Genomic DNA, 25,616 nt, shown 5'->3' with positions numbered 1-25,616 from the left:
TGCTTCAAATTAACCTCAATTGCATTTTCCACTTTTTAAAAATTTTCCTGAATTTGAGTGTTTTCAAACTATATCGTTGAGAGCTTTTAATTCAACAATCACTCCCAATAAAGAATGTAAAATAATTGTTTTTTTCTTGGACGAACCTTTTAGACGTTACAACTGTTACAGTGCCGGAAAATAAGGGACGACTTCTTCCGCTAATTCTTGTATGACCTCTTCTACAGGGCGACGAACAAATTTGGTATTGATTATCACGTGGTTCACTCCGACTTCTTGTAATGCATTTAGAAATTCAATTAAGAATTTATGACCACTCCTGAATCCTAAGTGAATAGGTGTTGGCCCCTCATCCGGATCTTCAGATAAATCAACATATAGAGATTGGGCAAATGGTTTAAATCGATCAGTTAATGACCGAAACTCTCTAATGAGATTCTGCTGTTGCGCTGGGTTACGTGGATAACTAAGCCATCCATCGCTATTTTCCGCAATCCATTCCAGCGATTGTCCGGAAAAACCTGTTACAAATGTGGGAATATCACCTAAAACCGGTTTGGGTAGAATATCTGTTACTCCTGTCAGATTTACTCTGTCTGTATGAATCGCCGGAAATGATTTTGCCCAGGCTTCCCTCATTACATACAAAGCTTCCTGAAAAAATTCGGATCTTTTTTCCCGATTCACATCAAAAGCGCTGAATTCAATCGGGCGATCTCCAGTTGCAAGGCCAAACAAAAGCCTTTCATCTGAAATTTTATCCATGGAAGCCGCTGATTTAGCAAGGTTTAACGGATGTTGAAATGATGTGATTGCGCTTGCTGTTCCTAAGGCAATCTCCTTTGTATGCGCTGCGATATAACTAAGGAATATCCATGGATCATACATTTGTCCTGCATCTCCGAATGAAGGATCATTTAATGGAACATCCCGCGCAAATAGAGAAGCAAAATTCCCCTTTTCGGCAACTTTAGCCAGGTTTATTTGCTGATCCAAGTCCATTTTTGGAACATTGCCCTGATAGGCTTCAAGGGGAAAAGTCAAACCTAAAGTCAGTTTATTTTCTTGAAATGTTCTCGAATATCCATTATGATTTTCAAATTTACTCATATAATTTCTAGCCTTTCCTTCCAATAATCAAAATTTATTTAAAGATGTATATTAAAAGTAGGAATTTCTTTTACCATGCATATCTAAGCTGTTTGCCATTTCGGCTGACCGTATCTATTTTTCCCCCACCCGGGCATTACTCACCTTTATAGAAAGAACCGCTTGGCCTTGTTCTTATCAGAATCGCTTTTGTACCTCTCATTCTTCCTTCATTACTTTTTATAGTAATCTTACTTTCTTTTATTTCAGTATTTCTCTAAATACCGAAATAGAGAATAAAAATCGTCACTTTATTTTTCTTGTGACACAAGTATAGAGACGCATAGCATTGGAAGTTCCCCTTGTGAGCAACGTGGGCATTGAGTAACTATTTTTATTAATGTATCTAGAAAATACTACTCCAAGGTCTTGTTGCGTTTATATATTTCAGTAAATCCCGAAATAGAGAAGATAAGTATTCCGCTTTATTTTTAAAGTAAAGCGGGGGCGTACTGCTCGAGGATTGGACGCTCCAAACTATAGTACCGGAAAGTTCCTTCTTTGCGAACGGAAAGCAATCCACAATCAAGTAGTGGTTTTAAATGATATGTCAATGTAGAGTTGGCGGCGATATTTAATTGATCGGCAATTTCTTGACAAGACAACTCTGGATGTTTCGCAAGAATTTCTACAATTTGTAGTCGTGTTGTTTCACCGAGCGCTTTGTAAAGCTTGACTTTGAAACCCTCAGTCACTGTACACAACATCCTCTCAAATGCTATACTCTATTTCTGTATTTACAGAAATAGAGTATCTCAAAATGAGTATGAAGTCAAAAAATAGCAATTCCATCATATAAATTTGTCACATAATGAGTGCCACATCAATTGAAATCCATAATGAACCATTTTCCAAAAGAAGTTCTTTGGTGATTTCTATCTCGTTTACATAAATGTAAGCCCTGTTGACAAAAGGAGTACCCCTTCAGACAAAACAAAATTATTCCTTCTTAGTTTTAAAGAAAAATAGTTATTGCAGAGTAGACTAACAACAAACACATAATTAATCGAAATGACTTGTCATGTTTAGCAAAAAACTTTTTAAAAATCGAGCCGAACCCTGACCACAAAAGTAACGCTAACCATCCTAGAAAAATGGCTAAAGTTAAATAAAAAACGATGGATTTAAGAGAATGATTAAACGGCAAAATAAAAGCACTCATTACTGTTAAAAAGAACAAAATGCTTTTGACATTTATGATCTGAAAGATAAAACCTGATAAAAAAGAGGAGTGCACATCTTTAGAGTTCTTCCCTGAACTTTGGTGAAAACCCACTTGCCAAGCCAAATAGAGCAGATAGGCTGCACCAGAGTCTTTAACAATCTCTAGATTAGGTCCAATAATAAGGGAATATTCCTTAAAATACCCTCATGTCCACATAATATTAACCAATGGTACATGTGGGCAAAACCAAATTGATTTAATGAGTGGAAGGGTAGACGTTGCTTTAATGGTCTATCCAGAAATAAATCTAGAAAAATGCATTCATTATTCTTTAGTTGAGGAAAAGATCGTCCTTGTAAGTAGTAATGACGGTCCGGATCATTTTGATGAATATAAAAAAAATAACACCAGCCACTTTTTTATAACAAATGAAGAAGGCTGTAGTTATCGGACAATGTTTGAAAGATATCTTTTAAAGCATGACATTTGCAACTTTCAAACAATGGAGTTATGGAGTATAGAAGCAATCAAACAGATTGTTATGAGTGGACTTGGATTTTCTGTTTTGCCTTATATTACAGTGAAAGAAGAAGTAGATAGCGGCAAGCTAAAAATCCTAAGTCATTTTGAAAAATTCGACCCAATTTATTCCCATATGCTGATAAAAAAGAAAAAATGGCTGTCTCCAGCAGTAGAGGCTTTTGTTGAACTTGTTTTAAATTCGATTAGTGAAACTGATAAAAGATATCACAATTAAAGTTAAAGGCCTCTCATCAGTTTACTAAACTGTTGAGAGGCCTTTTTTTCGTGTTGTCAGTCATATATGCATAGACGCTTATCGTTGTTTGAATATCTAAGTATCCTAATCGCTGCTGGGCTTTTTTAAATCCCACTTCATCATTCCGGCGATTTTTTGCGCTGTAATTCTGTTTTAAAAGTCTAGTTATAGCAAGTGTCAAATTACAAGAAGTGATTATGAGCGTTAATTATCACCTTCTAATCAATTTTTAATGTTTCTCTAAAAAACTCTTAGTCTTTAGTCGGTAGACTACTAATTAATAAAAGATTTTGAGGAGGAATATGAAATGAAAGTTGTAATGGTGCCGTCTGGATTTAAAGAATGTCTTGATGCAGAGGAAGTGGCTTTAGCGATGGAACGGGGGGCGAGACGTTTCGATCAGTCCCTTGATGTTGAAGTGGTACCAATGATTGACGGTGGGGAAGGGTTTGCGAAGACTATCGTTAATATAAAAGGCGGGGAATTAATCTATAAGGAAGTGACTGGTCCAGTAGGAGAGAAAATTTCAAGTTATTTTGGAATTTTTGTTGAGAATGATAAACGAACAGCTGTTATCGAAATGGCAGCAGTAGCAGGTTTAAAGCTGGTGCCGCGTGATCAAAGAAATCCGTTAAAGACATCTACGTATGGTGTGGGTGAGCTGATTCTTTCTGCACTTGATTTAGGTGTTGACAATATCTTGATTGGGTGTGGAGATTCCGGTACATCTGATGGAGGGGCAGGAATGGCTCAAGCATTGGGGGTCCAATTTTTGGACAAGAACGGGCAAATTGTAGGAATCAATGGTGGAGAAGATTTGCTTAAGGTGGTCTCTATAGACACGGCCAATCTAGATAAACGATTGGTTAATGTGACGATTGATGTGGCATGTAACTGGAAGAACGTTTTATGTGGGGAAAATGGAGTGGCGCGTGTCTTTGGTCCTCAAAAAGGAGCGACACCAGAACAAGTTGAACAATTATCATCCGCTTTAGAACATTATGCTGCTATCATTCAAGAAGCGATGTCGATAGATGTTCGGTCTTTACCGGGCAGCGGTGCATCAGGCGGATTAGGCGCTGGCCTTATTGCATTTACAGGTGCCACATTACATCCGCGTTTTGACATTATTTTAAACTACATCAATATAGAAGAAAAAATCGCAGCTGCAGATGTTGTGCTTACAGCCGAGGGCAGTTTAGATTTTCAAACGCCGAATGGGAAGATCCCGTCCGAAGTAGCGCGAATTGCAAAATCATATCACATTCCAGTGATTGCAATCACTGGCACAATTGGAAAAGGAGCAGACTTAAACTACGGTTCAGGTATAGATGCCTATTTGAGTATCATTCAAAAACCTACAACTTTAGAAAGGGCAATGATAAAAGCACCACAATGGATTGAAGAAAGCACGGAGTCTGTGTTAAGACAAGTGACAATCGGCTTGCAAATTGCTAAGAGGAGCTTCTTAAAAGAAAGGATTTCTTGAAAATGATAACGAGAATGGTTAAATATAGACAAAGACATAGACAAAGACATAGACATAATCAAATCTCTCATTTGATTAATGCACTTTCCACAAAGTCATTAGTAATTGTAAGTGTACACGTCTTATTCTCAGTGTTCATTGTATTGATGGACGATCTAGACAATCGTGCCAAAATAGCTTTGTTTGCTTTTTTATCGGCGATGATATTGTGGATCACTACGAAAATTCCTGCTGGATTTGTGGCAATTGGACTCCTTGTATTCATCGTCTTGATGAAAGCGGAAGAGGCAGAGCTGCTATACCATTCACTCTCTGAAGAAGTAGTGTGGTTAATGATTGGCTCTTTTGTCATTGGAGAAGCAGTTAAACAATCGGGATTAGCCGAACGGTTCAGTCGTTTCATACTGAGCAGGTCAACTAATAAAAACAGTGTGCTTTTTGGAATTGCTTCAGGTTTACTCGTATCGGCATTTTTCATCCCATCTACTTCAGGGCGAGCTGCACTATCAATGCCAATTATTAAACAGCTAAATAAAACATTTTCTGCCAATGAACAAAGTGTACTAGCGATTATAGCGCCAGTTGTTATCTTAATGAGCACATCAGCGACTTTAATTGGTGCTGGATCTCATTTAATTGGAATTGGTTTGCTTGAAAGCACGGCCGGTCAATCTATTTCCTATTTTCAATGGTTAATATGGGGAGTACCTTTTACTTTAGTTGTTACACTTCTTGCTTGTATTATTATAAAATGGATGTTGTGGCCGAAAGATGTATCAAAGGGGATAGAAAACGTACGGGCGAATGAAACTGTTGTATCAAATCAGCCGATGAATGGAAAAGAAGTAAAGACGGTGGCGTTAATTTCGATTATGATTATTGGCTGGGTGACGGAAAGCATACATGGCTATGATTTGGCGTTTATAACGATACTGGGTGCTCTCCTATTTATGCTGCCGAATTACGGAGTGATTACCTGGAAACAGGGAGTTAAGTCAGTATCTTGGAATTTGATTTTATTTGTTGCTGCAGCAACTGCACTTGGAAAAGTGTTAGTCGATACAGGTGTGGTAAGTTGGATGGAAAAAGAAATGTTTAGTGTCCTGCATTTATTTGTGAACGCACCAGAGTGGTTGCTCGTGCTCATCATCTTGATTGTGGCGGTTACTAGTCATTTATACATTACTTCTCACACTACGCGTGCAGTCGTCTTTATTCCAAGTTTATTATTATTTAGTGAAACTATAGGCATTAATCCTTCAACTGTTGTTTTTTTAAGTTTAATAGGCATGAATTATTGCATTACGGTTCCTGTTAGTTCGAAGGCATTGCTTCTCTTTTATGAAGAAGGAGAAATCTCATATGATGCAAAACATCTAGTGAAAATTAGTGTAATCCTTATGCCTCTTTATATACTAACCATGATAATATTCTATTATTCTTATTGGCAGTGGACGGGAATGTCCTTATAAAAGAGGTGAAATGATGAGTCATTCTATATTAATTGTTGAAGATGACGAGAAAATTGCACGAGTGATTCAGCTGGAATTAGAATACGAAGGTTATGAAGTAAGTGTTGCCCATACAGGCAGAGATGGGTTATCGATGATAGAAGATAAAGAAATTGATTTAGTTATTTTAGATGTAATGATACCTGAATTAAATGGAATGGAAGTTTTAAGGCGGGTTCGTCACATAAGCAACGAAATTGTGATCATTATGCTGACAGCCCGCAGTTCAGTATACGATAAAGTGAGCGGATTAGATCTAGGGGCAAATGATTATATGACAAAGCCGTTTGAAATCGAAGAGTTACTAGCCCGAATACGAACAAATTTACGTTTTAAGCTTAAGGATACCTCTGAATTGGCATCCAATGTTCACGTTATTCACTCAATTACTATTCATACGAATACAAGGGAAGTTTATAAAAATGAAACAATGGTAGAATTGACTCCGCGAGAATATGAACTCCTGCTGTATTTAGTAAAGAACAAAAATAGGGCACTTGAGCGTGAGCAAATTCTAAATGAAGTATGGGGATTTGACTATTACGGGGATACGAATGTGGTAGATGTGTATATTCGATATTTAAGAAAAAAATTAACTGACTCGAAGGAAGATCCTTTTATTCAAACCGTTCGCGGAGTCGGGTATATGATAAAGGATTAAGCGTATGAGGTTACGAACACGTATACAACTATCAACAACCGTTGTGTTAATCGTCCTGCTCATAATAGCAAATACATCGATTTATTTTGTATTCAAAAATACAACTACAACATCTGAACAAAATCGCTTAACGAATACGTCGAATAATATCGCAGAAGAGATGAATACGAATGCAAATATATCAATGGTGCAAGTATTGCAGGCATATTTAATAAGCGACGGCATGATTCGTATCGTTGACAGCAATAACAATCCTGTAATTGAAGTGACAACAAATAACGATTATCGAAATATTCGAAGTAAGTATGACGATGATCAATTTGAGGGAGTAGTGCAATATAAGGACTCTATGTTTGTGATCGTCTCCATTCCTGCTATTAATGAAAATGGAGCAGTTGTGAATTTACAAGTGATTGAAAATGTTGATTTACTTTTTAGCAGCGTCGATGATTTAAAATGGGTGTTAATGTTCGCAACGATGGTTGTTATTATTATTTTATTTGCAGCCAGCGGCTTTTTAGGCCGAGTGATATCGCGGCCAATACAGCGGCTCACTCAAACAATGAAAACGATAGAAGAAAACGAATCGTATGAGCAAATTGCCATAACAAACCATACGAAAGACGAATTAAATGAAATGGCGAGTACGTTTAATCGAATGATGGAAAAACTGGAAAAAAGTTATTCTAAGCAAGAACAATTCGTAGCCGATGCCTCTCACGAATTAAAGACGCCCTTAACGGTAATTGATAGTTATGTGAAACTATTAAAACGTTGGGGGAAAGAGCGTCCTGATATATTGGAAGAAGCCATTGATGCAATTGCGTCTGAATCAAGCCGCATGAAATATTTAACAGAGCAGTTATTGCAATTGGCAAAATCTGAAGAAGTGATTGAAAGTGAAAAAGAAGTGGTAAACATTATATCGATTGTCGAGACGACGATTCAGCGGCTGCAGCAAGCCTTTAAACATACTATTTATTTGAAAAATGAACAGCGCGAAATACATATGAAAATACATGAACAAAGCTTTGTTCAGTTACTAGTTATTTTGTTAGATAATGCAAAGAAATATAGTGACGATGATATTCTAGTAGAAGTGAAAGAAACGAATAACAGTATGAGCCTTAGTGTAAAGGACAATGGGGTTGGAATACCGCTTGACACTCAACCACATGTTTTTGACAGATTATATCGTGTAGATAAAACGAGAAGCCGGAAAACAGGGGGATCAGGGTTGGGGCTATCAATCGCTAAGCGGATTGCCGAACAGCATGATGGTAATATAACTTTGGAAAGTGCTGAAGGAAAAGGGTCCACTTTTACTGTTACATTGCCAAAATAAGAGGTGTAGTCTCATGAAAGTGAAAGTTTTACTAATTGTATTTATTATTTTCGGTTTGTCCTTTACTTTATTTCAAATTTTTAAAAAAGAGCACCCTGTAAATATTTCTCAAAAAGAAGCTGAAGCAATCGCTGTAAAGTTATACGGAGGCAAAGTCCTTAATACAACCGTAAATAAAGAGAATAACAACTATCAAATATCAATCGACAATCATAAAGGGATTTATAATATGTATGTCGATGGAAACACGAAGAAAGTTAGTAATGTTCGGCTCATTAAGAGAAAAGAAAGTCTGCTGACTATTGACGAAGCGAAAAAAAATATAGAGAAAGAATTAAACGGACGAATAGATCAAATTAAACAAGTCAATAAAAAAGAGGGAGCATTTGCAGAAGCAACCGTTAAAAAAGACGATAAGCATTATAGCGTTGAATATGATTTAAAAAAGAAAAAGATTGTGGCCAATACAGAAAAGAAAATGGCCTCAAATACTCAAATGAAAGATCACTTATCTAAAGGAATAGAACAAAAGAGCAATACAAACACATCGCTCATTTCAAAACAGCAAGCAAGAAATATCGCGTTACAGCAAATTAATGGGAAAGTGACAAACTTATCAGAAGTAATCACACAAAATGGGAAACATTACAAAGTGACAGTTGATGGCCCGTCAGAAGGTGCTCACGTGTACGTTCAAGCCAATACAGGCAAAGTATCATCCATTTCCTGGTACGCAAAAGCACAGCCAAAGCCACAGCCAAAACCACAATCTGATCCAAAACCAAGCGGGGATGATGATGTTGAAGACGACGACGACGAGGATGATCTCAATGATGACGACGAAAACAGTACGGACAATGATGATTAAATAATAGTTTATGTTGAAAATTGTGTTTTTTAAAGAGTAACTGAAGAGTAGACTCCGCTGTTCAGTTACTCTTATGTATGAAACTGGAACTACTATTAATAAATTAATCTCCATAAATAAAAAGTCGCATAGGATTCCCAATTGGTCCACGCTGCAGATAATTTAAGAATCTCTTCTTTAGTAGGTTTTTCTTCTGTCAGAAGTTAGGGTGCACATCATCAAGCTATCGAAAAGACTATCACCACAACTTGAATAAGGAGCGGGAGAATCATGATTAATGATAAAGAACAAATGATTGACTGGGCGATTCTGGAATACGATCAGTGGCAATTATATGCAGCGAAGACGGAAAAGGGGCTTTGCTATGTAGGCTCACCCGGGCAGTCGTATGAGGAGCTTGAAGCTTGGATACAAAAACAATTTCCGAAAGCGTCTCTTGTAAAAAATGAAGAAGTTTTAAAGCCATATATAAATGAACTGCATGAATATTTTGAGGGGACACGGCAATCTTTCTCATTGCCTGTAGACGTAAAAGGAACGCCGTTTCAAGAAGAAATTTGGGAAGCGTTAAAGCAGATTCCTTATGGAAAAACGTATTCTTATTCCGATATTGCCGAGCTCATTCAAAGACCTAAGGCGGTTCGCGCTGTTGGAACAGCTATCGGGGCCAACCCGGTGTTGATTACAGTGCCGTGTCACCGTGTCATTGGAAAGAGTGGGGCGATAACAGGTTACCGGGGAGGCATGGAGATGAAGCAATATCTGCTTCAATTAGAAACTCAAAGCGGAGGAGCGGCCGATGCCTAAGGCAGTGAAAACCCCGCATTTGCCGCAGGAAGAGAACCAACAGGCAGGTTACTGAAAACAAGCTCTGTATATTGTATCCCCATGTTCCCAGCGTCCCACATTACATAATCTCCCTTAGCGATCAGTTCTCCTCCAATGTTGAAAGATACATCAGGGAACGCTTCTTTTTGTGGAGTTTTTTCGCAAATCAATGATCGTGCTTTTTTTTATTGAAAAACAATGACAATAGTGATAAATTAAGAAAGGATTAAAAACGCTTACACTGATTTTTTTAACTATTTCGTAAAGTTAGTATTTAAAAACAACAAGAGTACTCGGGAGGCATTATGGGAAAAATATTAAAAATGGGAAGCGCCTTCATTGGAATTATCGTCGGTGCAGGATTCGCTTCAGGACAGGAAGTTTTACAATACTTCACGAGCTTTGGCCACCTTGGAACTGCGGCAGCTATCGTTGCGACAGCGCTGTTCGCATACCTTGGCATGACACTTACAAGAATTGGAAGCCGTATGCGGACAACATCTCATAAAGATGTGGTCTACAAAATCAGCGGCCGTTATCTTGGAGTCGTCGTTGATTATATAATTATCTTCACACTGTTCGGCGTTGGAGTCGTAATGATTGCTGGATCTGGTTCAATTCTTAATCAGCAGTTCGGATTAGCGCCGTTTGTTGGAAGCGTTCTTATGACAGTTCTTGTCATAGTGACAGTTATGTTGAACGTTCAAAAGGTTATCGCAGTTATCGGCAGTATAACGCCATTCCTTGTGCTCGCGGTCATCCTTATTAGTATATATAGTCTGCTCACAATGGATTTGTCATTTGCAGAACTGAATCCGATTGCAGAAGCACAGAAATCAGCCCTGCCGCACTGGTTCATCTCAGCAGTCAACTATGTGTCGTTTAACATCGCGGTCGGTGCCGCAATGACGCTCGTCATGGGTGGAGCTGAGGAAGATGAGAAAACGGCAGCGCTCGGCGGTCTCGTTGGTGGACTTGGTCTAGGTATTCTTATCGTTCTTAGCCATCTTGCGATCTTCGCGAAAATTGATAAAGTAGCAAATTTCGACATGCCAATGCTAAAAATAGTCGATGATATTTCGCCGGTTCTTGCGGTTTTCATGTCAATCATCTTATTCGGTATGATCTTCAACACAGCAGTCAGCATGTTCTATGCATTTGGGGCCCGTTTTATTGAATCGAATACGAAGAAGTTCAACGTATTTGTCATCATTACAGGAATTGTTGCATTCGTTGCAAGTTTCGCAGGCTTTACAAAGCTTGTTGCTTTCTTCTATCCGCTCATCGGATATCTTGGTTTGTTCCTCGTCGGGGCACTTGTTGTTGCTTCGATCAAACTTCCTGAGAAGGTTGTTAATAGGTAGGACAAGTTTAAAGAGGCTTCTCATAAGTTCATCGAACTTATGAGAAGCCTCTTTTTTCATTGTCTAGGAAATGATAAATTTACAGAGGATAACTTTGAGAGGGCTAGATCGATGTCCAGCTTCAGCGCCTAGCCTCTCGAAGTCAAATAACCTATCCTCAAAAAAGTCAAAAATGAGCGGTTTAGTTGTACTTAACTCTTTTTTACAGGATGATTACGATCGTATGAGTACACATTAAAAGGGAATTCTCCAGCAATTTCACATGAAGGCTGCTGTCTTGCTAAAAGTGGAAAAGGAAAAGAAACTGACAGAGAACATCAAGGGGGACACTATGGAAGCGGGTTATAAAGGAACAAATAAAATGATTACAGGAATTGTGTTTGGTGTTATTACGTTTTGGCTTTTTGCCCAGGCGATGGTTAATGTTGTTCCAGCTGTTCAGTCGGACTTGGGCATTTCGCTTGGTATATTGAATGTAGCCATTAGTTTAACAGCTTTGTTTTCGGGTATATTTGTTGTTGCTGCCGGCGGGCTGGCTGATAAAGTTGGCCGAAAGAAAATGACATATATCGGTTTAACATTGAGTATTATCGGTTCGCTTTGCCTCATTTTTGCACAAGGTGCCGTGCTGCTGATTATCGGGCGTGTGATTCAAGGATTGTCAGCTGCCTGTATCATGCCTGCGACAATTGCTTTAATTAAAGATTATTATGAAGGAGCCGATCGGCAGCGTGCTATAAGCTACTGGTCCATTGGATCGTGGGGAGGTTCAGGGGTTTGTTCTTTTGCGGGGGGAGCCATTGCCACTTATATGGGGTGGAAATGGATTTTCATCTTCTCCATTGTTTTTGCCCTGCTTGCGATGATTCTAATTAAAGATACACCGGAAAGTAAAGTGGAACAAACAACTGCTTCTAAATTTGACTTTGCCGGGTTGTTTGTATTCGTTATCGTTATGATTGCTTTAAATTTAGTGATTACACGCGGGGCTGATTTTGGCTGGACAAGCGTACTCACATTAAGTTTAATTGCGGTCACAGTCATTGGGGTATTTATTTTCTTTAAGTTTGTAAAAGGAAAACAAAATGGATTTATTGATTTTTCATTGTTTAAAAACAAGCCTTACACAGGCGCGGTTATTTCAAACTTTTTGCTGAATGCTGTGGCCGGAACGCTCGTTGTTGCGAATACATATGTCCAAGTTGGCAGAGGATTCACTGCTTTTCAATCCGGCATGTTATCACTCGGTTACTTAGTGGCTGTATTATTGATGATCCGTGTCGGCGAAAAAATATTGCAGCGGGCCGGCGCTCGAAAACCGATGATCCTGGGTCCAATTATTACAGCGGTCGGTGTTGGCGTGATGGCTCTTACATTCTTTCCGGGTACAATTTATACAGTAGTAGTCTTTATCGGCTTTATGTTATTTGGTATCGGACTCGGAATGTATGCTACTCCATCTACAGACACAGCCGTTTCCAATGCGCCCGCGGAAAAAATCGGTGAGGCGTCAGGGATTTACAAAATGGCGAGTTCACTTGGCGGGTCATTTGGTGTGGCAATATCCGCTACTGTTTATAGTACAATTGCCGCAGCTGGGAATGTTGAAGCAGCGGCATCTGCAGGACTGGTCACGAATGTGCTGTTTGCGGTACTCGCTCTACTGTCCATTATGTTTACCATTCCAAAAAGCACCGGGGGAAAATCGAGTAAACCGTCACTGAGAGAAGGGCTTTCCGACCATTCACTTATAATAAATAAAGGGAGGCAATGAACATGAGAAGCAAATTGATGGAAATGTTGGAAGCGCGTAAAGATGAAATGATTCAAATCCGTCGTTATTTACACGAAAATCCTGAGTTGTCCTTTAAAGAAGAAAAAACAGCTCAATACATTGCAAACTTTTATAAAGGGAAAGATGTAGAAGTAGAAACAAATGTAGGGAATGGTTATGGAATCATTGTTACAATCAAGGGAGAGAAACCAGGGAAAACGATCGGCCTCCGGGCAGACTTTGATGCGCTGCCGATTTTGGAAGAAACAGACGTGCCATTTAAATCAAAAAATGAGGGTGTCATGCATGCATGCGGGCATGACGGGCATACCGCCTACTTATTAATTCTGGCGGATTGCCTTATTCAATTAAAATCGTTCATTGCTGGAACGATTAAAATTATTCACCAGCACGCGGAGGAAACCCCGCCTGGCGGAGCGAAAAGCATTGTGGAATCAGGTGTGCTTGATGACTTAGATGCGGTCTTCGGCATCCACTTGTTCCCAACAAATCCGACAGGTGACGTAGGCTACCGCAGCGGTTATGCGATGGCGGGAAGAACGTATTTTAAACTCGTGATCCAAGGCACCGGCGGCCACGGTTCTTCCCCGCATTTAGCAAACGACGCGATTGTCGCCGGTTCTCACTTTGTGACAGCTGTTCAAACGATTATCAGCCGCCGGTTGAATCCGTTCGATGTCGGCGTGGTAACCATCGGTTCTTTTGACGGGAAAGGTGCATTCAATGTCATTAAAGACAGTGTGGAGCTTGAAGGTGATGTACGTTATATGACAGGTGAAACACAGCAGTTGATCGAAAAAGAAATTCACCGCATCGTCGGCGGAGTTGAAGCAGAATTCGGCGTCAAATGCGAGCTGACATATGCACCTGATTATCCGCCGTTATATAATGATCCGAAAATAACGACAGATGTGGTCGCAAGCCTTGAAAGTATGAATGATCCAGATGTTAAGAAAATCGTTGAATTCCCAATGTTTTCTGGATCCGAAGACTTTTCGTACTACGCAAAAAAAATCCCAGGCTGTTTCTTCTACATTGGCTGTAAACCGAAAGGCGTGGAAAAAGCTTATTTTAATCATCACCCAAAATTCGATATTGATGAAGAGGCGCTTCTTGTTGCCGCCAAATCAGTTGGCCAGGTCGTCTGCAGTTATTTTGAGTTAGATTAAAGAGAAAAAGGTATTGACTAATCGTAAGAAGGGCTGTCCTATAAGTCAGTGAATAACTGATTTTCGGACGGCCTTTTTTGTCTGCGAAAAAATCCCCTTCGTTACAATGTAAGCGGTGAAACAAATAATAATTTCTATGTTTAAGTGATGTGCTGATGTGCGTATGCGTAATGAAGGAGGAAAGTAAGGGGGATGTTACCAAGAGCAATGGTGTTGACTTTTTTATCTACAGTACTTATCATTTAGTATGTTAGTTTTTTGTTTCGTGCCCCGAAGTTCTTGAAGTTTTAACCAAATAAAGTTGTATACAATGGAGTATACAATTGTATTTATATGAGTAGAGGTGAAAATGTAATGAAGAACACAGCAAATAGGAGTTCGTTTTCTCTTAGCAAACCTATTATCTTTTTTTCGCTGGCAGTGGTTCTTCTTTGGATCAAAACGTATACAGCTTATCGGGTAGAATTTGATTTAGGCATAGATAATTTAATGCAGCAGTTTTTACTGTTTATCAATCCAATTAGCTCTGCTATTTTCTTTATGGGTTTTGCTCTTTTTGCAAGGGGAAGAAGATCTTTTGTATGGATCATTGTGATTGATTTCCTTTTATCAGTCTTGTTATATGCGAATATCGTATACTATCGTTTTTTTACCGACTTTATTACTTTGCCAACGCTTACTCAAACAGATAACGCTGGCGATTTAGGTAAAAGTATTGGTGCTTTGCTGCATCCATATGATTTCTTATATTTTCTTGATACTATGATTTTAACAGTTCTTTTATTTTCCAAATACATTAAACCTGAACCGGCTAAATTAAAGCGCCGTAAAGTAACGGCGGTCTTTATAACAGCAGCGATTTTTTTCTCAGCCAATCTAGGACTGGCAGAAATAGACCGTCCTCAGTTATTAACAAGAACGTTTGATCGGAACTATCTTGTGAAGTATTTAGGTATGTACAATTACACTATTTATGATGCGATCCAAAGCTCGAAGGCTTCTACGCAGCGTGCTTTGGCAGACAGCAATGATATTACAGAAGTTACTAACTTTACGAAGTCTATGTATGCAGAGCCTAACCCGCAATATTTTGGAAAGGCAAAAGGAATGAATGTTATTTATGTTCATTTAGAATCTCTGCAAAATTTCATTATTGATTATAAGCTAAATGGAAAAGAAGTGACACCGTTTTTAAATTCGTTATCTCATGACCCAAATACGTTTTACTTTGATAACTTCTTCCATCAAACAGGGCAAGGGAAAACGGCCGATGCGGAATTCATGCTTGAAAATTCATTGTTCGGATTACCGCAAGGATCTGCTTTTTCAATGAAAGGACATAACACGTACCAGGCAGCTCCAGCTATTTTAGGGCAGCAAGGATATACATCCGCTGTATTCCATGGCAACAAGAAGTCGTTTTGGAACAGGGATGAAATCTATAAATCATTAGGTTTTGATCAGTTTTTCGATTCCAGCTATTACGATATGAATAAAGAGGACGTCTTAAATTATGGATTGAAAGATAAGCCGTTCTTTAGAGAGTCAATGCCATTACTCAAAACCGTGAAGCAGCCGTTTTATGCGAAATTTATCACGCTAACGAACCATTTCCCATTTCCGCTGAATCCGGAAGAAGCAACCATTGAACAGCATCATACAGGGGACAAGTCTGTTGATGGTTATTTCCAAACGGCCAGATACTTGGATGAATCGGTGCAGGAATTCTTCGGTCATTTGAAGAAATCCGGGTTATATGATAACTCGATGATTATTATGTATGGAGATCATTACGGAATTTCAGATAACCATAATAAAGCGATGTCCGTTGTTACGGGAAAAGAAGTAGGCAAGTTTGAAAATGCTCAGTTGCAGCGGGTACCTTTATTTATTCATGTTCCAGGTGTCAAAGGTGGAGTGCAGCATCAATATGGCGGTCAGATTGACTTGCTGCCAACAGTTCTTCACCTATTAGGCAAAGATACGAAAGAGTATGTGCACATGGGGACAGATTTACTTTCTCCTGATCATAACCCCGTTGTTCCATTCCGAAATGGGGACTTTATCAGCAAGGAAGTAACAGCAATCAACGATAAGTATTATAATACGACGACCGGAGAACAAATAGAGGAAACAGAGCAGATCAAACGAGATGCCGAAATCGTCCAAAAGAAACTCCGACTTTCAGACAAAGTAGTAAACGAAGACTTATTACGTTTTTATACACCGAAAGGCTTTGAAAAAGTAAATCCTTCTGACTATGATTATACCCATCATCCAGATAGAACGAAGTCAGATAGAAAAGATTCATAAGTATTATGTAATATAAAAAGCTGTTGAGAAAAAATCCTTCTCAACAGCTTTTTTCATTGTTATTGTTATATTAACTATTTCTTTTTCTTCGCATATATAAACACTTCTTTGGCGAGGTCATCGATAAACCTTGTTCCTACTTCTCTATTTACATATTTAAGCTCCGCTGCAATTTTAATAATAAAAATACACTTTTCGGCTGATGACTGGATGAGGGACAGCATAACATTTAAAGCGATCAAAAATTCTTTATAGTCATTGCCTTTCCCTTCGTATATGACTGTGCTACTTTCGGTAACAGGGTTTATTTCAGTTTCTTCATCCATCGGCACATCATGCATGACGGAAAAAGAATAAGCTGGCGACTGCTGTCCAGGTATGTCCATTTTATAGAGGCTTCTGGCGTGTTTGATTAACTGTTTTATTTTCTTGTCTTGAAACAACTGTTTTAACTGCTCGATGTTCATTTCTTCTCCAGATCCTTTATTCAGGCTATCCCAGCATATCAATAGCTTTTCATTCATGTTGAATCTCTTCTCCCTCTATTTTTGTACTAGTCTTATACCCACTTTTCACTTGGGAGAGACTTATCCACTTTATTTTGAATAAAAAAGTATGAAGTTCTGCTTTAAAGAATAACAATGTTTCGTAAAGCTGACAATGGAAAAGCGAAAACAGCCGCATAAGGATTGAAGGAACGGGAAACGTGGTAACATAATCGATAAAGGGGCGATATGGATGAATTATCAAGTTGAAGACGACAGCTTATCTTTACACACGGATTTATATCAAATTAATATGGCCTACACGTATTGGAAAGATGGCATTCATGAAAGGAATGCAGTGTTCGATTTGTATTTTAGAAAAATGCCGTTTGAAAATGGATATGCCGTTTTTGCCGGTTTAGAACGGGTAATTGATTATATTAAAAGCCTTCAATTTACAGATAGTGATACTGATTATTTACATACAATCGGCGAGTATGACGAGGGCTTTTTGCAGTATTTAAAAAGCTTGAAGTTCTCAGGAAGTCTTCGTTCCATGAAAGAAGGAGAATGCGTCTTTGCGAATGAACCACTCGTCCGGGTAGAAGCGCCGCTCATTGAAGCCCAGCTGCTTGAAACGGCTTTGCTGAATATGATTAACTTTCAAACGCTTATTGCCACGAAAGCAGCCCGAATTAAAACCGTGAGCGGCGACAATGTCGTCATGGAATTTGGCACGCGCCGGGCGCAGGAATTGGATGCTGCGATTTGGGGGACACGCGCTGCGTACATTGCCGGCTTTGACGCAACAAGCAACGCGCGCGCCGGCAAACTATTCGGCATCCCGACGGCAGGCACGCACGCTCATTCCATGGTTCAAGCTTATAAAGATGAATATACCGCTTTTCGGAAATATGCTGAAGCCCATAAAAACTGTGTGTTTTTAGTTGATACGTACGATACGTTAAAGTCAGGCGTGCCTATCGCTATTCAAGTAGCAAAGGAAATGGGCAGCCGCATTCGGTTCGCAGGCATAAGGCTCGACAGCGGCGACCTTGCTTATTTATCGAAGGAAGCGAGAAAGCAGCTGGACAAAGCTGGATTCCACGAAACAAAGATTATCGCTTCCAACGACCTTGATGAATATACGATTTTAAATCTGAAAGCACAAGGAGCACAAATCGACATGTGGGGAGTCGGCACAAAAGTCATCACCGCCTTTGATCAACCAGCACTCGGAGCCGTTTACAAATTAGTGTCAATTGAAAATGAACGCGGGGAAATGGAAGACACAATAAAGATTTCCGGTAATCCTGAAAAAGTATCCACGCCTGGGAAAAAGAGAGTGTACCGGATTGTTAACCGAACGAGCGGCAAATCAGAAGGAGATTATATTGTACTTGAAGGTGAAAAGCCGTATGCGCAGAAGAAAATTAAAATGTTTCATCCTGTGCATACGTACATCTCTAAGTTCGTTACTAATTTTGAAGCAAGGGATTTGCACGAGGATATTTTTGTAAATGGAGAACTCGTTTATCAGCTTCCGGAACTTTCTGAAATGCGCCGTCAGCTGAGGGGAAGTCTTGATCTTTTGTGGGATGAATATAAGCGAATTTTGAATCCGGAAGCTTATCCGGTCGACTTAAGTGAAAAATGCTGGAATAATAAAATGGAACTTATTCAAGAAATAAAAGAAAAAACGGAGAAGAGGCTGGGTGGGCATCATCTTAAGGAGGAGAACAAAGAATGACAGACTTGCAAAAGCAAATTATCGAAGAATTAAAAGTAAAGCCGGAAATTGACCCGCAGGAAGAAATACGCAAAAGCATTGACTTTATGAAAGAGTACGTACGAAAGCATTCCTTTTTAAAAGGGTTTGTCCTCGGTATTTCCGGAGGGCAAGATTCCACGCTGGCCGGAAAGCTGGCGCAAATGGCAGCAAATGAACTGAAAGAAGAAACAGGCTCAGATGAATATAAATTCCACGCTGTTCGGCTTCCGAGCGGCGTTCAAAAAGATGAAGATGACTGCCAGGATGCACTTAACTTTATCCAGCCGGATGAAATATACACGATCAATATTAAAGCCGCTGTGGATGCAAGCGAACAGGCACTAAAAGCGGTTGGCATTGAGCTGACGGATTTTGCGAAAGGAAATGAGAAAGCACGCGAGCGGATGAAAGCCCAGTACAGCATTGCTGCAATGAAAAATAGCATTGTTCTCGGTACCGATCAAGCGGCTGAAGCGATCACTGGCTTTTTCACAAAGTATGGAGATGGCGGGGCCGACATCGTTCCATTGTTTCGCTTGAATAAGCGGCAGGGCCGCCAGCTGTTAAAGGAGCTGAACTGTCCGGAACATCTATACAATAAAGTGCCAACAGCTGATTTAGAAGACAACCGCCCGATGCTCCCTGATGAAACAGCTCTAGGTGTTTCTTATGAGTATATAGACGACTACTTGGAAGGGAAAGAAGTGCCAGAAGCTGCCAGAGAACGAATTGAGCACCTTTATTTAACTTCCAGACATAAGCGGCACTTGCCAGTCACAATCTTTGATGATTTTTGGAAATAAGCAGAAGGGGCTGCCCTAAAAGTCAGTGAATAACAGACTTTTAGGGCAGCCCTTTTGTGCATTTATTTCATATGGTATTCATCTATAAAGGCGTTTGGCGGGTCCGTTTTCCGATGTTGCAAGTGAAACGAAATCAGCCTTCGTTTCACTTTTACTGTAGGCGATTACAAATATTTGAATGCTTTCATAGTATAAAGATAAGCCAGTTTGCTGATGGCAAGTAAAGAATGGGATTTAATAAACAGAGAGGAACGGGAGACATGTACAGGGAGTTAAAACAACTAGCCCTTTACGAACAAGTAGAAAAGTTGACGAGAGAATTGGTTGCTATTCCGAGCATTAACGGATCGGAAAAAGGAGAAGTCGTTGTCGCTGATGCGATTACAGCTATTTTAAGGTCTTTTCCTTACTTTCAAAAAAAGCCGACTCTTGTGTGGGAACAGACCATTGTGGATGATGCCTTAAATCGCAAAAATATATTTGCTTTTGTAAAAGGAGGCGTTCAAGCGAAGCAGACGATTATTTATCACGCTCATATTGATACGGTGGGAATAGAAGATTTCGGTGTCTTGCGTAAATATGCGTTCGATCCCGACTTTTTACTAAACTATTTTCTTGAATACAGCTATGATGCAGACGTTCAAGCAGATGCGCAGTCCGGAGAGTGGATGTTCGGCCGCGGTTCGGTGGATATGCAAAGCGGGGCTGCAATACACCTTGCCAATCTTCTTTATTTTTCCGATCACCCCGAAAAACTGTCCGGCAATTTGCTCGTTATGTTTAACCCTGACGAAGAAAGCCAACATGCCGGCATAAAAAGCGCGCTGTTTGAATTGGAGCGGTTAAAAAAAGAATGGGATTTAGAGTATGTGGCAGCGATTAATAATGACTTTATTACTCCGCAATATGACGGGGATCACACAAGGTACATTTATACGGGAGCCGTTGGCAAAATCTTGCCGAGCTTTTATATTCACGGAAGAGAAGCCCACGTTGGTGATACGCTCCAAGGGGTGGATCCGAACTTTATCGCCGCGGAGTTGACAAAACGAATTCATAATAATGTGGATTTGTGCGAAAATATTGAAGGTGAGCTAGTGCTGCCGCCGGCATGCCTGTTGCAGCGCGATAACAAATTTACGTACAACGTCCAGACAGCGGCAAGCAGTTATTTATATTTTAACTATTTTCTTTACCGCAACTTAGCGGCTGACGTCATGAATAAACTGCTCGGCATTGCAAGGGCAGCGTGCGAAGAGGTTTCAGGGTACTTGGAGGGACAATATAAGAAATTCGTGCAGCGCTCCGGCCAGCCGCGCAAACAGCTGAATTGGGACATTGAGGTGGTTTCCTTTGAAGAGTACAGCAAAAAACTGGTGGAAAGAGGGATTAACGTCGCTGCTGTTTGCGCGCAAGTGGCGGAAGAATACAGCATGCTTGATCTGCGGATGATTTCTTTTAAAATTGTGGAAGTGCTCAACGAACTGGATCCATTTAAGAAGCCGCGTATTGTTTTATTTTTCGCCCCTCCGTATTTGCCGCATAACTTTCTCAGAGAAGATAATGAAGCAGATCAGGCCATTTTATCGACGATCCAATTGGTGCTTCAGAAAGCGGAAAAACAATCCGGCGAAAAGTTTGCAGTAAAAAAGTTCTTCCCATACTTGGCAGACGGCAGCTATTTATCTATTCATGAAACGAATGAAGAACTGCAGAGTCTGTTGAATAATTTGCCGGATCTTGGCCGCCTGTATACGTTGCCAATAGAAGAAATACGCCGACTGAATATTCCATCGATCAACATAGGTGTGTACGGGAAAGATGGCCACAAATGGACAGAACGCGTCTACAAACCGTACTCATTTGGTGTGCTGCCCGGATTAATCAGGGAAGTAACGATCAGCCTGTTGAACTGTTTGATGGTAAAATAAGCTAGTGATGAGGCCGCGGGTTTATCACCCGCGGTCTCATCGTGTTGCGGGGAAAATTACAGATTGTTCCAAAGTGTAGTCCGGTAACTTAGGGGTTGAGGTCTGGTGAATTATACCATTTTTAAATTTAATTTGTTATATGGCGATACTTTTATATATCCAAGTTGCTCCAATCAAACGAGGAAGAGCCAGCATCTCTCTTTGTATAATCAATCCTTTTTCGTGCAAATCTATATAGAAGGGCGCTGAAAGAAGCTGGCATCTCAATAGATTACCTTTTTGACTGAAAATTTAATTAACAGAGTAACACCTTGACCGCTCTTTAGGATAGATATAAAATGAGGTCAAATTAGCTCGAATAATCAGTCGGCCCTTCATATATTTTCGATAATATGGGTCGAAAGTTTCTACCAAGTCACCGTAAATGATTGGACTATGAAGGCAGATTCTTTTTGAAAACAACTAGAATTCTGCTTTCAGCATCGAAGGGATTCTAGTTTTTGTTTTTTTATACGCGTCGAGCGCTATCTTAATGCACAACAGAGGAGTGGAAAGAGTGGCAGGAAAAGCAGAATTACATAACCAGGAAATGATTCTTGTTCTGGATTTTGGCAGTCAATATAATCAGTTAATTACTCGCCGGATTCGTGAGTTTGGTGTGTACAGTGAGCTTCATCCGCATACGATTACGGCGGAAGAGATAAAAGAAATCAATCCAACAGGGATCATTTTCTCTGGTGGACCGAACAGCGTATATTCAGAAGGTGCTTTTCATTGCGACGAAGAGATTTTTGAATTGAATATTCCGATTCTTGGCATTTGCTACGGTATGCAGTTGATGACAAAACATTTTGGCGGGAAAGTGGAAGCCGCTTCACACCGTGAATACGGAAAAGCGGCTATTCAAGTCCAAAACGAAACGGCACTTTTTAAAGGTCTGCCGAATGATCAAGTTGTTTGGATGAGCCATGGTGATTTAGTAACAGCCGCTCCGGAAGGTTTTTCTGTCGATGCAGTTAATCCATCTTGTCCGATCGCTTCCATCAGCAACGAAGAAAAGAAGCTTTATGCGGTGCAATTCCATCCTGAAGTCAAGCATTCCGTCTATGGCATTGAGCTGTTAAAAAACTTTGTTTTCGAAGCTTGCGGCTGCAGCGGCGACTGGTCCATGGGGAATTTCGTTGAAGTGGAAATGGAAAAAATCCGCCAAATTGTTGGTGACAAAAAAGTACTTTGCGCACTGAGCGGAGGCGTGGACTCTTCTGTTGTAGCGGTATTGATTCATAAAGCGATCGGTGATCAGCTGACATGTATCTTTGTTGATCACGGTCTGCTGCGCAAAGGCGAAGCGGATGATGTAATGGAAACATTTGCACAAGGTTTTCATATGAACGTTATCAAAGTAGATGCGCAAGACCGTTTCTTAAATAAATTAAAAGGCGTATCTGACCCGGAACAGAAACGAAAAATCATCGGTAATGAATTCATTTATGTTTTTGATGATGAGGCTACAAAGCTGGAAGGTATCGAGTTTTTAGCACAAGGCACACTTTACACAGATATTATTGAAAGTGGAACGGCGACAGCCCAAACAATTAAATCTCATCATAACGTAGGTGGGCTGCCGGAAGATATGCAGTTTAAATTGATTGAACCGTTAAATACATTGTTTAAAGATGAAGTCCGGGCGCTCGGAACAGAGCTTGGTATTCCAGATCATATTGTTTGGCGCCAGCCATTCCCGGGACCGGGGCTTGGCATTCGTGTTCTTGGAGAAATCAGCGAAGACAAGCTAGAAATCGTGCGCGAGTCCGATGCTATTTTGCGGGAAGAAGTACGATTGAACGGTTTAGAACGTGAGATTTGGCAATACTTCACTGTGCTGCCGGACATTCGCAGTGTCGGTGTGATGGGGGATGCCCGTACGTATGATTATACGATTGGGATCCGCGCGGTCACATCGATTGATGGAATGACATCTGACTGGGCGCGTATTCCTTGGGATGTACTTGAGAAGATCTCGACACGCATCGTCAACGAAGTGCCTCATGTCAACCGTGTAGTATATGATATTACAAGCAAGCCGCCTGCTACCATTGAATGGGAATAAAGACGAACAAAAGAATAAAATAAATAAAAAATGTTCGTGTTTAGCTTGACGGATAACACGAACCTAGATAAAATGAAAAAGAATTAAATCTTAATGTTTTCTTCGTATAATATCGGGAATATGGCCCGAAAGTTTCTACCGAGCTGCCGTAAATAGCTTGACTACGAGGTGACAGAACAGATAGATCTCTTTTTATCTTTTTGTCACCTTTGTCACGCTTCGGACACTCTCGTTCGAAGCGTTTTTATTTTGGCTGCCAAAATAGGAAGGAGTTTATCATGAAAAAGTTTTTCCAGTTTGAAGAACTCGGCACGAATTACCGCCGCGAGTTTATAGGGGGGCTAACGACATTTTTGTCGATGGCATATATTCTTGTTGTTAATCCGATTACATTGTCTTTAACGAGCGTGCCTGATTTGCCCGACGCTATGCGTATGGATTACGGCGCTGTATTTGTGGCTACAGCCATCGCCGCTGCCGTTGGATCATTAATAATGGGTCTGCTGGCAAAGTATCCGGTAGCATTAGCGCCGGGGATGGGGCTGAATGCCTTTTTCGCCTATACAGTCGTTTTAACTTACGGGGTTCCTTGGCAGACTGCTTTGTCGGGTGTTTTGTTTTCGGGTCTTATTTTTATTTTATTGACGTTATCGGGCTTAAGAGAGAAAATAATCAATTCCATACCTTCGGAGTTGAAATTTGCAGTCGGAGCCGGGATTGGATTGTTTATAACATTTATCGGCTTCCAAAACGCAGGGGTTATTATTAATAATGATGCTGTCCTTGTTGGTCTGGGTGATTTAACAGCTGGCAATACACTGCTCGCCATCTTTGGTCTTTTCATCACTGTCATTTTAATGACGAAGGGTGTAAACGGCGGCATATTTATCGGAATGCTTATTACAGCTATAGTCGGAATGGCTGCCGGATTGATTGACTTGCCGAAAAGCGTAGTCGGAGCAGTGCCAAGTCTGGAACCGACTTTTGGAGTGGCGTTTGAAACGATCTTCCAATCGCCATCTGAGATATTTACGATTCAAATGCTTGTTATTGTCTTAACATTTCTGTTTGTTGACTTCTTTGATACAGCAGGAACGCTCGTAGCAGTTGCTAACCAAGCTGGATTAATGAAAGGAAATAAACTGCCGCGTGCTGGCAAAGCGCTTTTCGCAGATTCTTGTGCGACTGTTGTTGGTGCACTGCTTGGAACTTCAACGACTACTTCTTACATTGAATCATCTGCGGGAGTGGCCGCCGGTGCAAGAACAGGATTTGCTTCCGTCGTTACGGCAGGATTTTTCCTGTTATCAATATTTTTTTTCCCGCTGTTGGAAGTCATTACAGCGCCAGTGACAGCACCTGCTCTAATCATCGTCGGTGTTCTGATGGTTTCTTCTCTCGGTCAAATTGACTGGTCGAAGTTTGAAGTAGCCGTTCCTGCTTTCTTAACAATTATCGCGATGCCGCTTACTTACAGTATTGCGACAGGAATTGCCGTTGGCTTTATCTTCTATCCAATTACGATGATTGTAAAAGGGAGAGGAAGAGAGATTCACCCGATCATGTATTTGTTGTTTATTATTTTCGTGCTTTATTTTGTATTCTTAGCTTAAAGAATAAAATTGATATTAAACAAAAGGCTGTTTCTTCTATAGTGTAGAAGGCAGCTTTTTTTGATGTTTGTTTGAGGGAAAGAAGGCTTAGGAAAACAAGCCGAAAAAAGAATTGAATTAATTTCGAAAAAGTGTTGACCTTTTTATAGAATGTTGGTATAGTAATAAATGTCGCTAATGACGGCGAACAACAGCTTGAAAAAATCCAAAAATATTTGACAAGCAAATCGAGTTGTGGTAAATTAAGAAAGTCGCCAATAGAGCGACGAAGAGAAATTGATCTTTGAAAACTGAACAAAATACATGCCAGTAAGTTAATTCTAATTTTTAAAACATGAGCTATGCAAACATCTTTTTGGAGAGTTTGATCCTGGCTCAGGACGAACGCTGGCGGCGTGCCTAATACATGCAAGTCGAGCGGACTTGACTGGAGCTTGCTCCAGTTCAAGTTAGCGGCGGACGGGTGAG

Annotated in this window: 19 protein-coding genes, 1 rRNA gene, 2 pseudogenes and 2 riboswitches; of the genes and pseudogenes, 17 read left to right on the top strand and 5 right to left on the bottom strand. The window is 40.1% G+C overall.

What is annotated here, in order from left to right; translation table 11 throughout:
* Nucleotides 1–165 precede the first annotated feature (165 nt).
* The 3 genes from F9802_RS17300 to F9802_RS17290 all read right to left on the bottom strand — a co-directional run bounded on the left by F9802_RS17300 (nucleotide 166) and on the right by F9802_RS17290 (nucleotide 2,425).
* Nucleotides 166–1,110, bottom strand: a complete 945-nt coding sequence (locus F9802_RS17300) for an LLM class oxidoreductase (protein WP_152154214.1) — start codon at nucleotides 1,108–1,110, stop codon at nucleotides 166–168.
* 470 nt (nucleotides 1,111–1,580) lie between these two features.
* Nucleotides 1,581–1,844, bottom strand: coding sequence for an ArsR/SmtB family transcription factor (locus tag F9802_RS17295; protein WP_152154212.1), 264 nt, complete (start codon nucleotides 1,842–1,844; stop codon nucleotides 1,581–1,583).
* 260 nt (nucleotides 1,845–2,104) lie between these two features.
* Nucleotides 2,105–2,425 carry a LysE family translocator gene (locus F9802_RS17290; protein ID WP_263862325.1) on the bottom strand — a complete coding sequence of 107 codons (321 nt, stop codon included), beginning with the start codon at nucleotides 2,423–2,425 and terminating at the stop codon, nucleotides 2,105–2,107.
* A 25-nt stretch (nucleotides 2,426–2,450) separates the two neighbouring features.
* On the opposite strand from F9802_RS17290, the pseudogene F9802_RS17285 reads away from it, so the two are divergent.
* The 6 genes and pseudogenes from F9802_RS17285 to F9802_RS17260 all read left to right on the top strand — a co-directional run.
* A pseudogene (locus F9802_RS17285) lies at nucleotides 2,451–3,071 on the top strand (LysR family transcriptional regulator substrate-binding protein); the annotation flags it as partial.
* Nucleotides 3,072–3,399: 328 nt separating this feature from the next.
* A complete protein-coding gene (locus F9802_RS17280) occupies nucleotides 3,400–4,581 on the top strand; it encodes a glycerate kinase family protein (protein ID WP_152154210.1) in 1,182 nt (393 codons plus the stop codon).
* 2 nt (nucleotides 4,582–4,583) lie between these two features.
* Nucleotides 4,584–6,053, top strand: a complete 1,470-nt coding sequence (locus tag F9802_RS17275) for an SLC13 family permease (RefSeq protein WP_152154208.1) — start codon at nucleotides 4,584–4,586, stop codon at nucleotides 6,051–6,053.
* A 13-nt stretch (nucleotides 6,054–6,066) separates the two neighbouring features.
* Nucleotides 6,067–6,753, top strand: a complete 687-nt coding sequence (locus tag F9802_RS17270; protein ID WP_152154205.1) for a response regulator transcription factor — start codon at nucleotides 6,067–6,069, stop codon at nucleotides 6,751–6,753.
* A gap of 4 nt (nucleotides 6,754–6,757) precedes the next feature.
* Nucleotides 6,758–8,098, top strand: coding sequence for a sensor histidine kinase (locus tag F9802_RS17265; protein ID WP_152154203.1), 1,341 nt, complete (start codon nucleotides 6,758–6,760; stop codon nucleotides 8,096–8,098).
* Between the two features lie 13 nt (nucleotides 8,099–8,111).
* Nucleotides 8,112–8,966: a PepSY domain-containing protein gene (locus F9802_RS17260; protein ID WP_152154201.1), complete on the top strand. Its 855-nt coding sequence runs from the start codon at nucleotides 8,112–8,114 to the stop codon at nucleotides 8,964–8,966.
* A 95-nt stretch (nucleotides 8,967–9,061) separates the two neighbouring features.
* Here F9802_RS17260 and F9802_RS20010 read toward each other — a convergent pair.
* Nucleotides 9,062–9,160 (bottom strand): annotated as a pseudogene (locus tag F9802_RS20010) (DNA-3-methyladenine glycosylase); the annotation flags it as partial.
* 76 nt (nucleotides 9,161–9,236) lie between these two features.
* Between F9802_RS20010 and F9802_RS17255 the strand changes: the two are divergent.
* The 5 genes from F9802_RS17255 to F9802_RS17235 all read left to right on the top strand — a co-directional run bounded on the left by F9802_RS17255 (nucleotide 9,237) and on the right by F9802_RS17235 (nucleotide 16,435).
* The gene (locus tag F9802_RS17255) at nucleotides 9,237–9,773 is read left to right on the top strand and encodes a methylated-DNA--[protein]-cysteine S-methyltransferase (RefSeq protein WP_152154199.1); all 537 of its coding nucleotides are present in this window, start codon (nucleotides 9,237–9,239) and stop codon (nucleotides 9,771–9,773) included.
* A 326-nt stretch (nucleotides 9,774–10,099) separates the two neighbouring features.
* Nucleotides 10,100–11,158: a YkvI family membrane protein gene (locus F9802_RS17250; RefSeq protein WP_152154197.1), complete on the top strand. Its 1,059-nt coding sequence runs from the start codon at nucleotides 10,100–10,102 to the stop codon at nucleotides 11,156–11,158.
* A gap of 331 nt (nucleotides 11,159–11,489) precedes the next feature.
* The gene (locus F9802_RS17245; RefSeq protein ID WP_152154195.1) at nucleotides 11,490–12,932 is read left to right on the top strand and encodes an MFS transporter; all 1,443 of its coding nucleotides are present in this window, start codon (nucleotides 11,490–11,492) and stop codon (nucleotides 12,930–12,932) included.
* 2 nt (nucleotides 12,933–12,934) lie between these two features.
* Nucleotides 12,935–14,122: a M20 family metallopeptidase gene (locus F9802_RS17240; RefSeq protein WP_152154193.1), complete on the top strand. Its 1,188-nt coding sequence runs from the start codon at nucleotides 12,935–12,937 to the stop codon at nucleotides 14,120–14,122.
* Between the two features lie 354 nt (nucleotides 14,123–14,476).
* Nucleotides 14,477–16,435, top strand: a complete 1,959-nt coding sequence (locus F9802_RS17235; protein WP_152154191.1) for an LTA synthase family protein — start codon at nucleotides 14,477–14,479, stop codon at nucleotides 16,433–16,435.
* A gap of 74 nt (nucleotides 16,436–16,509) precedes the next feature.
* On the opposite strand, the gene F9802_RS17230 is transcribed toward F9802_RS17235, so the two are convergent.
* Nucleotides 16,510–16,959: a hypothetical protein gene (locus tag F9802_RS17230; protein ID WP_152154189.1), complete on the bottom strand. Its 450-nt coding sequence runs from the start codon at nucleotides 16,957–16,959 to the stop codon at nucleotides 16,510–16,512.
* A 214-nt stretch (nucleotides 16,960–17,173) separates the two neighbouring features.
* Here F9802_RS17230 and F9802_RS17225 point away from each other — a divergent pair, with 214 nt between their 5' ends.
* The 6 genes from F9802_RS17225 to F9802_RS17200 all read left to right on the top strand — a co-directional run.
* A complete protein-coding gene (locus tag F9802_RS17225) occupies nucleotides 17,174–18,670 on the top strand; it encodes a nicotinate phosphoribosyltransferase (protein ID WP_152154187.1) in 1,497 nt (498 codons plus the stop codon).
* Complete coding sequence (gene nadE / locus F9802_RS17220; RefSeq protein WP_152154185.1) at nucleotides 18,667–19,494, top strand: ammonia-dependent NAD(+) synthetase; 828 nt, start codon at nucleotides 18,667–18,669, stop codon at nucleotides 19,492–19,494. The genes F9802_RS17225 and nadE overlap by 4 nt, the downstream gene beginning before the upstream one ends.
* A gap of 260 nt (nucleotides 19,495–19,754) precedes the next feature.
* Complete coding sequence (locus F9802_RS17215) at nucleotides 19,755–21,425, top strand: M20/M25/M40 family metallo-hydrolase (RefSeq protein ID WP_152154183.1); 1,671 nt, start codon at nucleotides 19,755–19,757, stop codon at nucleotides 21,423–21,425.
* A 354-nt stretch (nucleotides 21,426–21,779) separates the two neighbouring features.
* Nucleotides 21,780–21,881, top strand: a riboswitch (purine riboswitch).
* 133 nt (nucleotides 21,882–22,014) lie between these two features.
* Nucleotides 22,015–23,535, top strand: coding sequence for a glutamine-hydrolyzing GMP synthase (gene guaA, locus F9802_RS17210; RefSeq protein ID WP_225435390.1), 1,521 nt, complete (start codon nucleotides 22,015–22,017; stop codon nucleotides 23,533–23,535).
* Nucleotides 23,536–23,617: 82 nt separating this feature from the next.
* Nucleotides 23,618–23,719: riboswitch (purine riboswitch) on the top strand.
* Nucleotides 23,720–23,813: 94 nt separating this feature from the next.
* Nucleotides 23,814–25,148: an NCS2 family permease gene (locus F9802_RS17205; protein WP_152154178.1), complete on the top strand. Its 1,335-nt coding sequence runs from the start codon at nucleotides 23,814–23,816 to the stop codon at nucleotides 25,146–25,148.
* A gap of 352 nt (nucleotides 25,149–25,500) precedes the next feature.
* Nucleotides 25,501–25,616, top strand: a 16S ribosomal RNA gene (locus tag F9802_RS17200); the annotation flags it as partial.

Origin of the sequence: Bacillus aerolatus (genome assembly GCF_009183655.1) — a bacterium.
Classification (GTDB): domain Bacteria; phylum Bacillota; class Bacilli; order Bacillales; family Domibacillaceae; genus Pseudobacillus; species Pseudobacillus aerolatus.
Note: the sequence above shows the minus strand (reverse complement) of the source record. Positions and strands in the feature narration are given on the sequence as shown.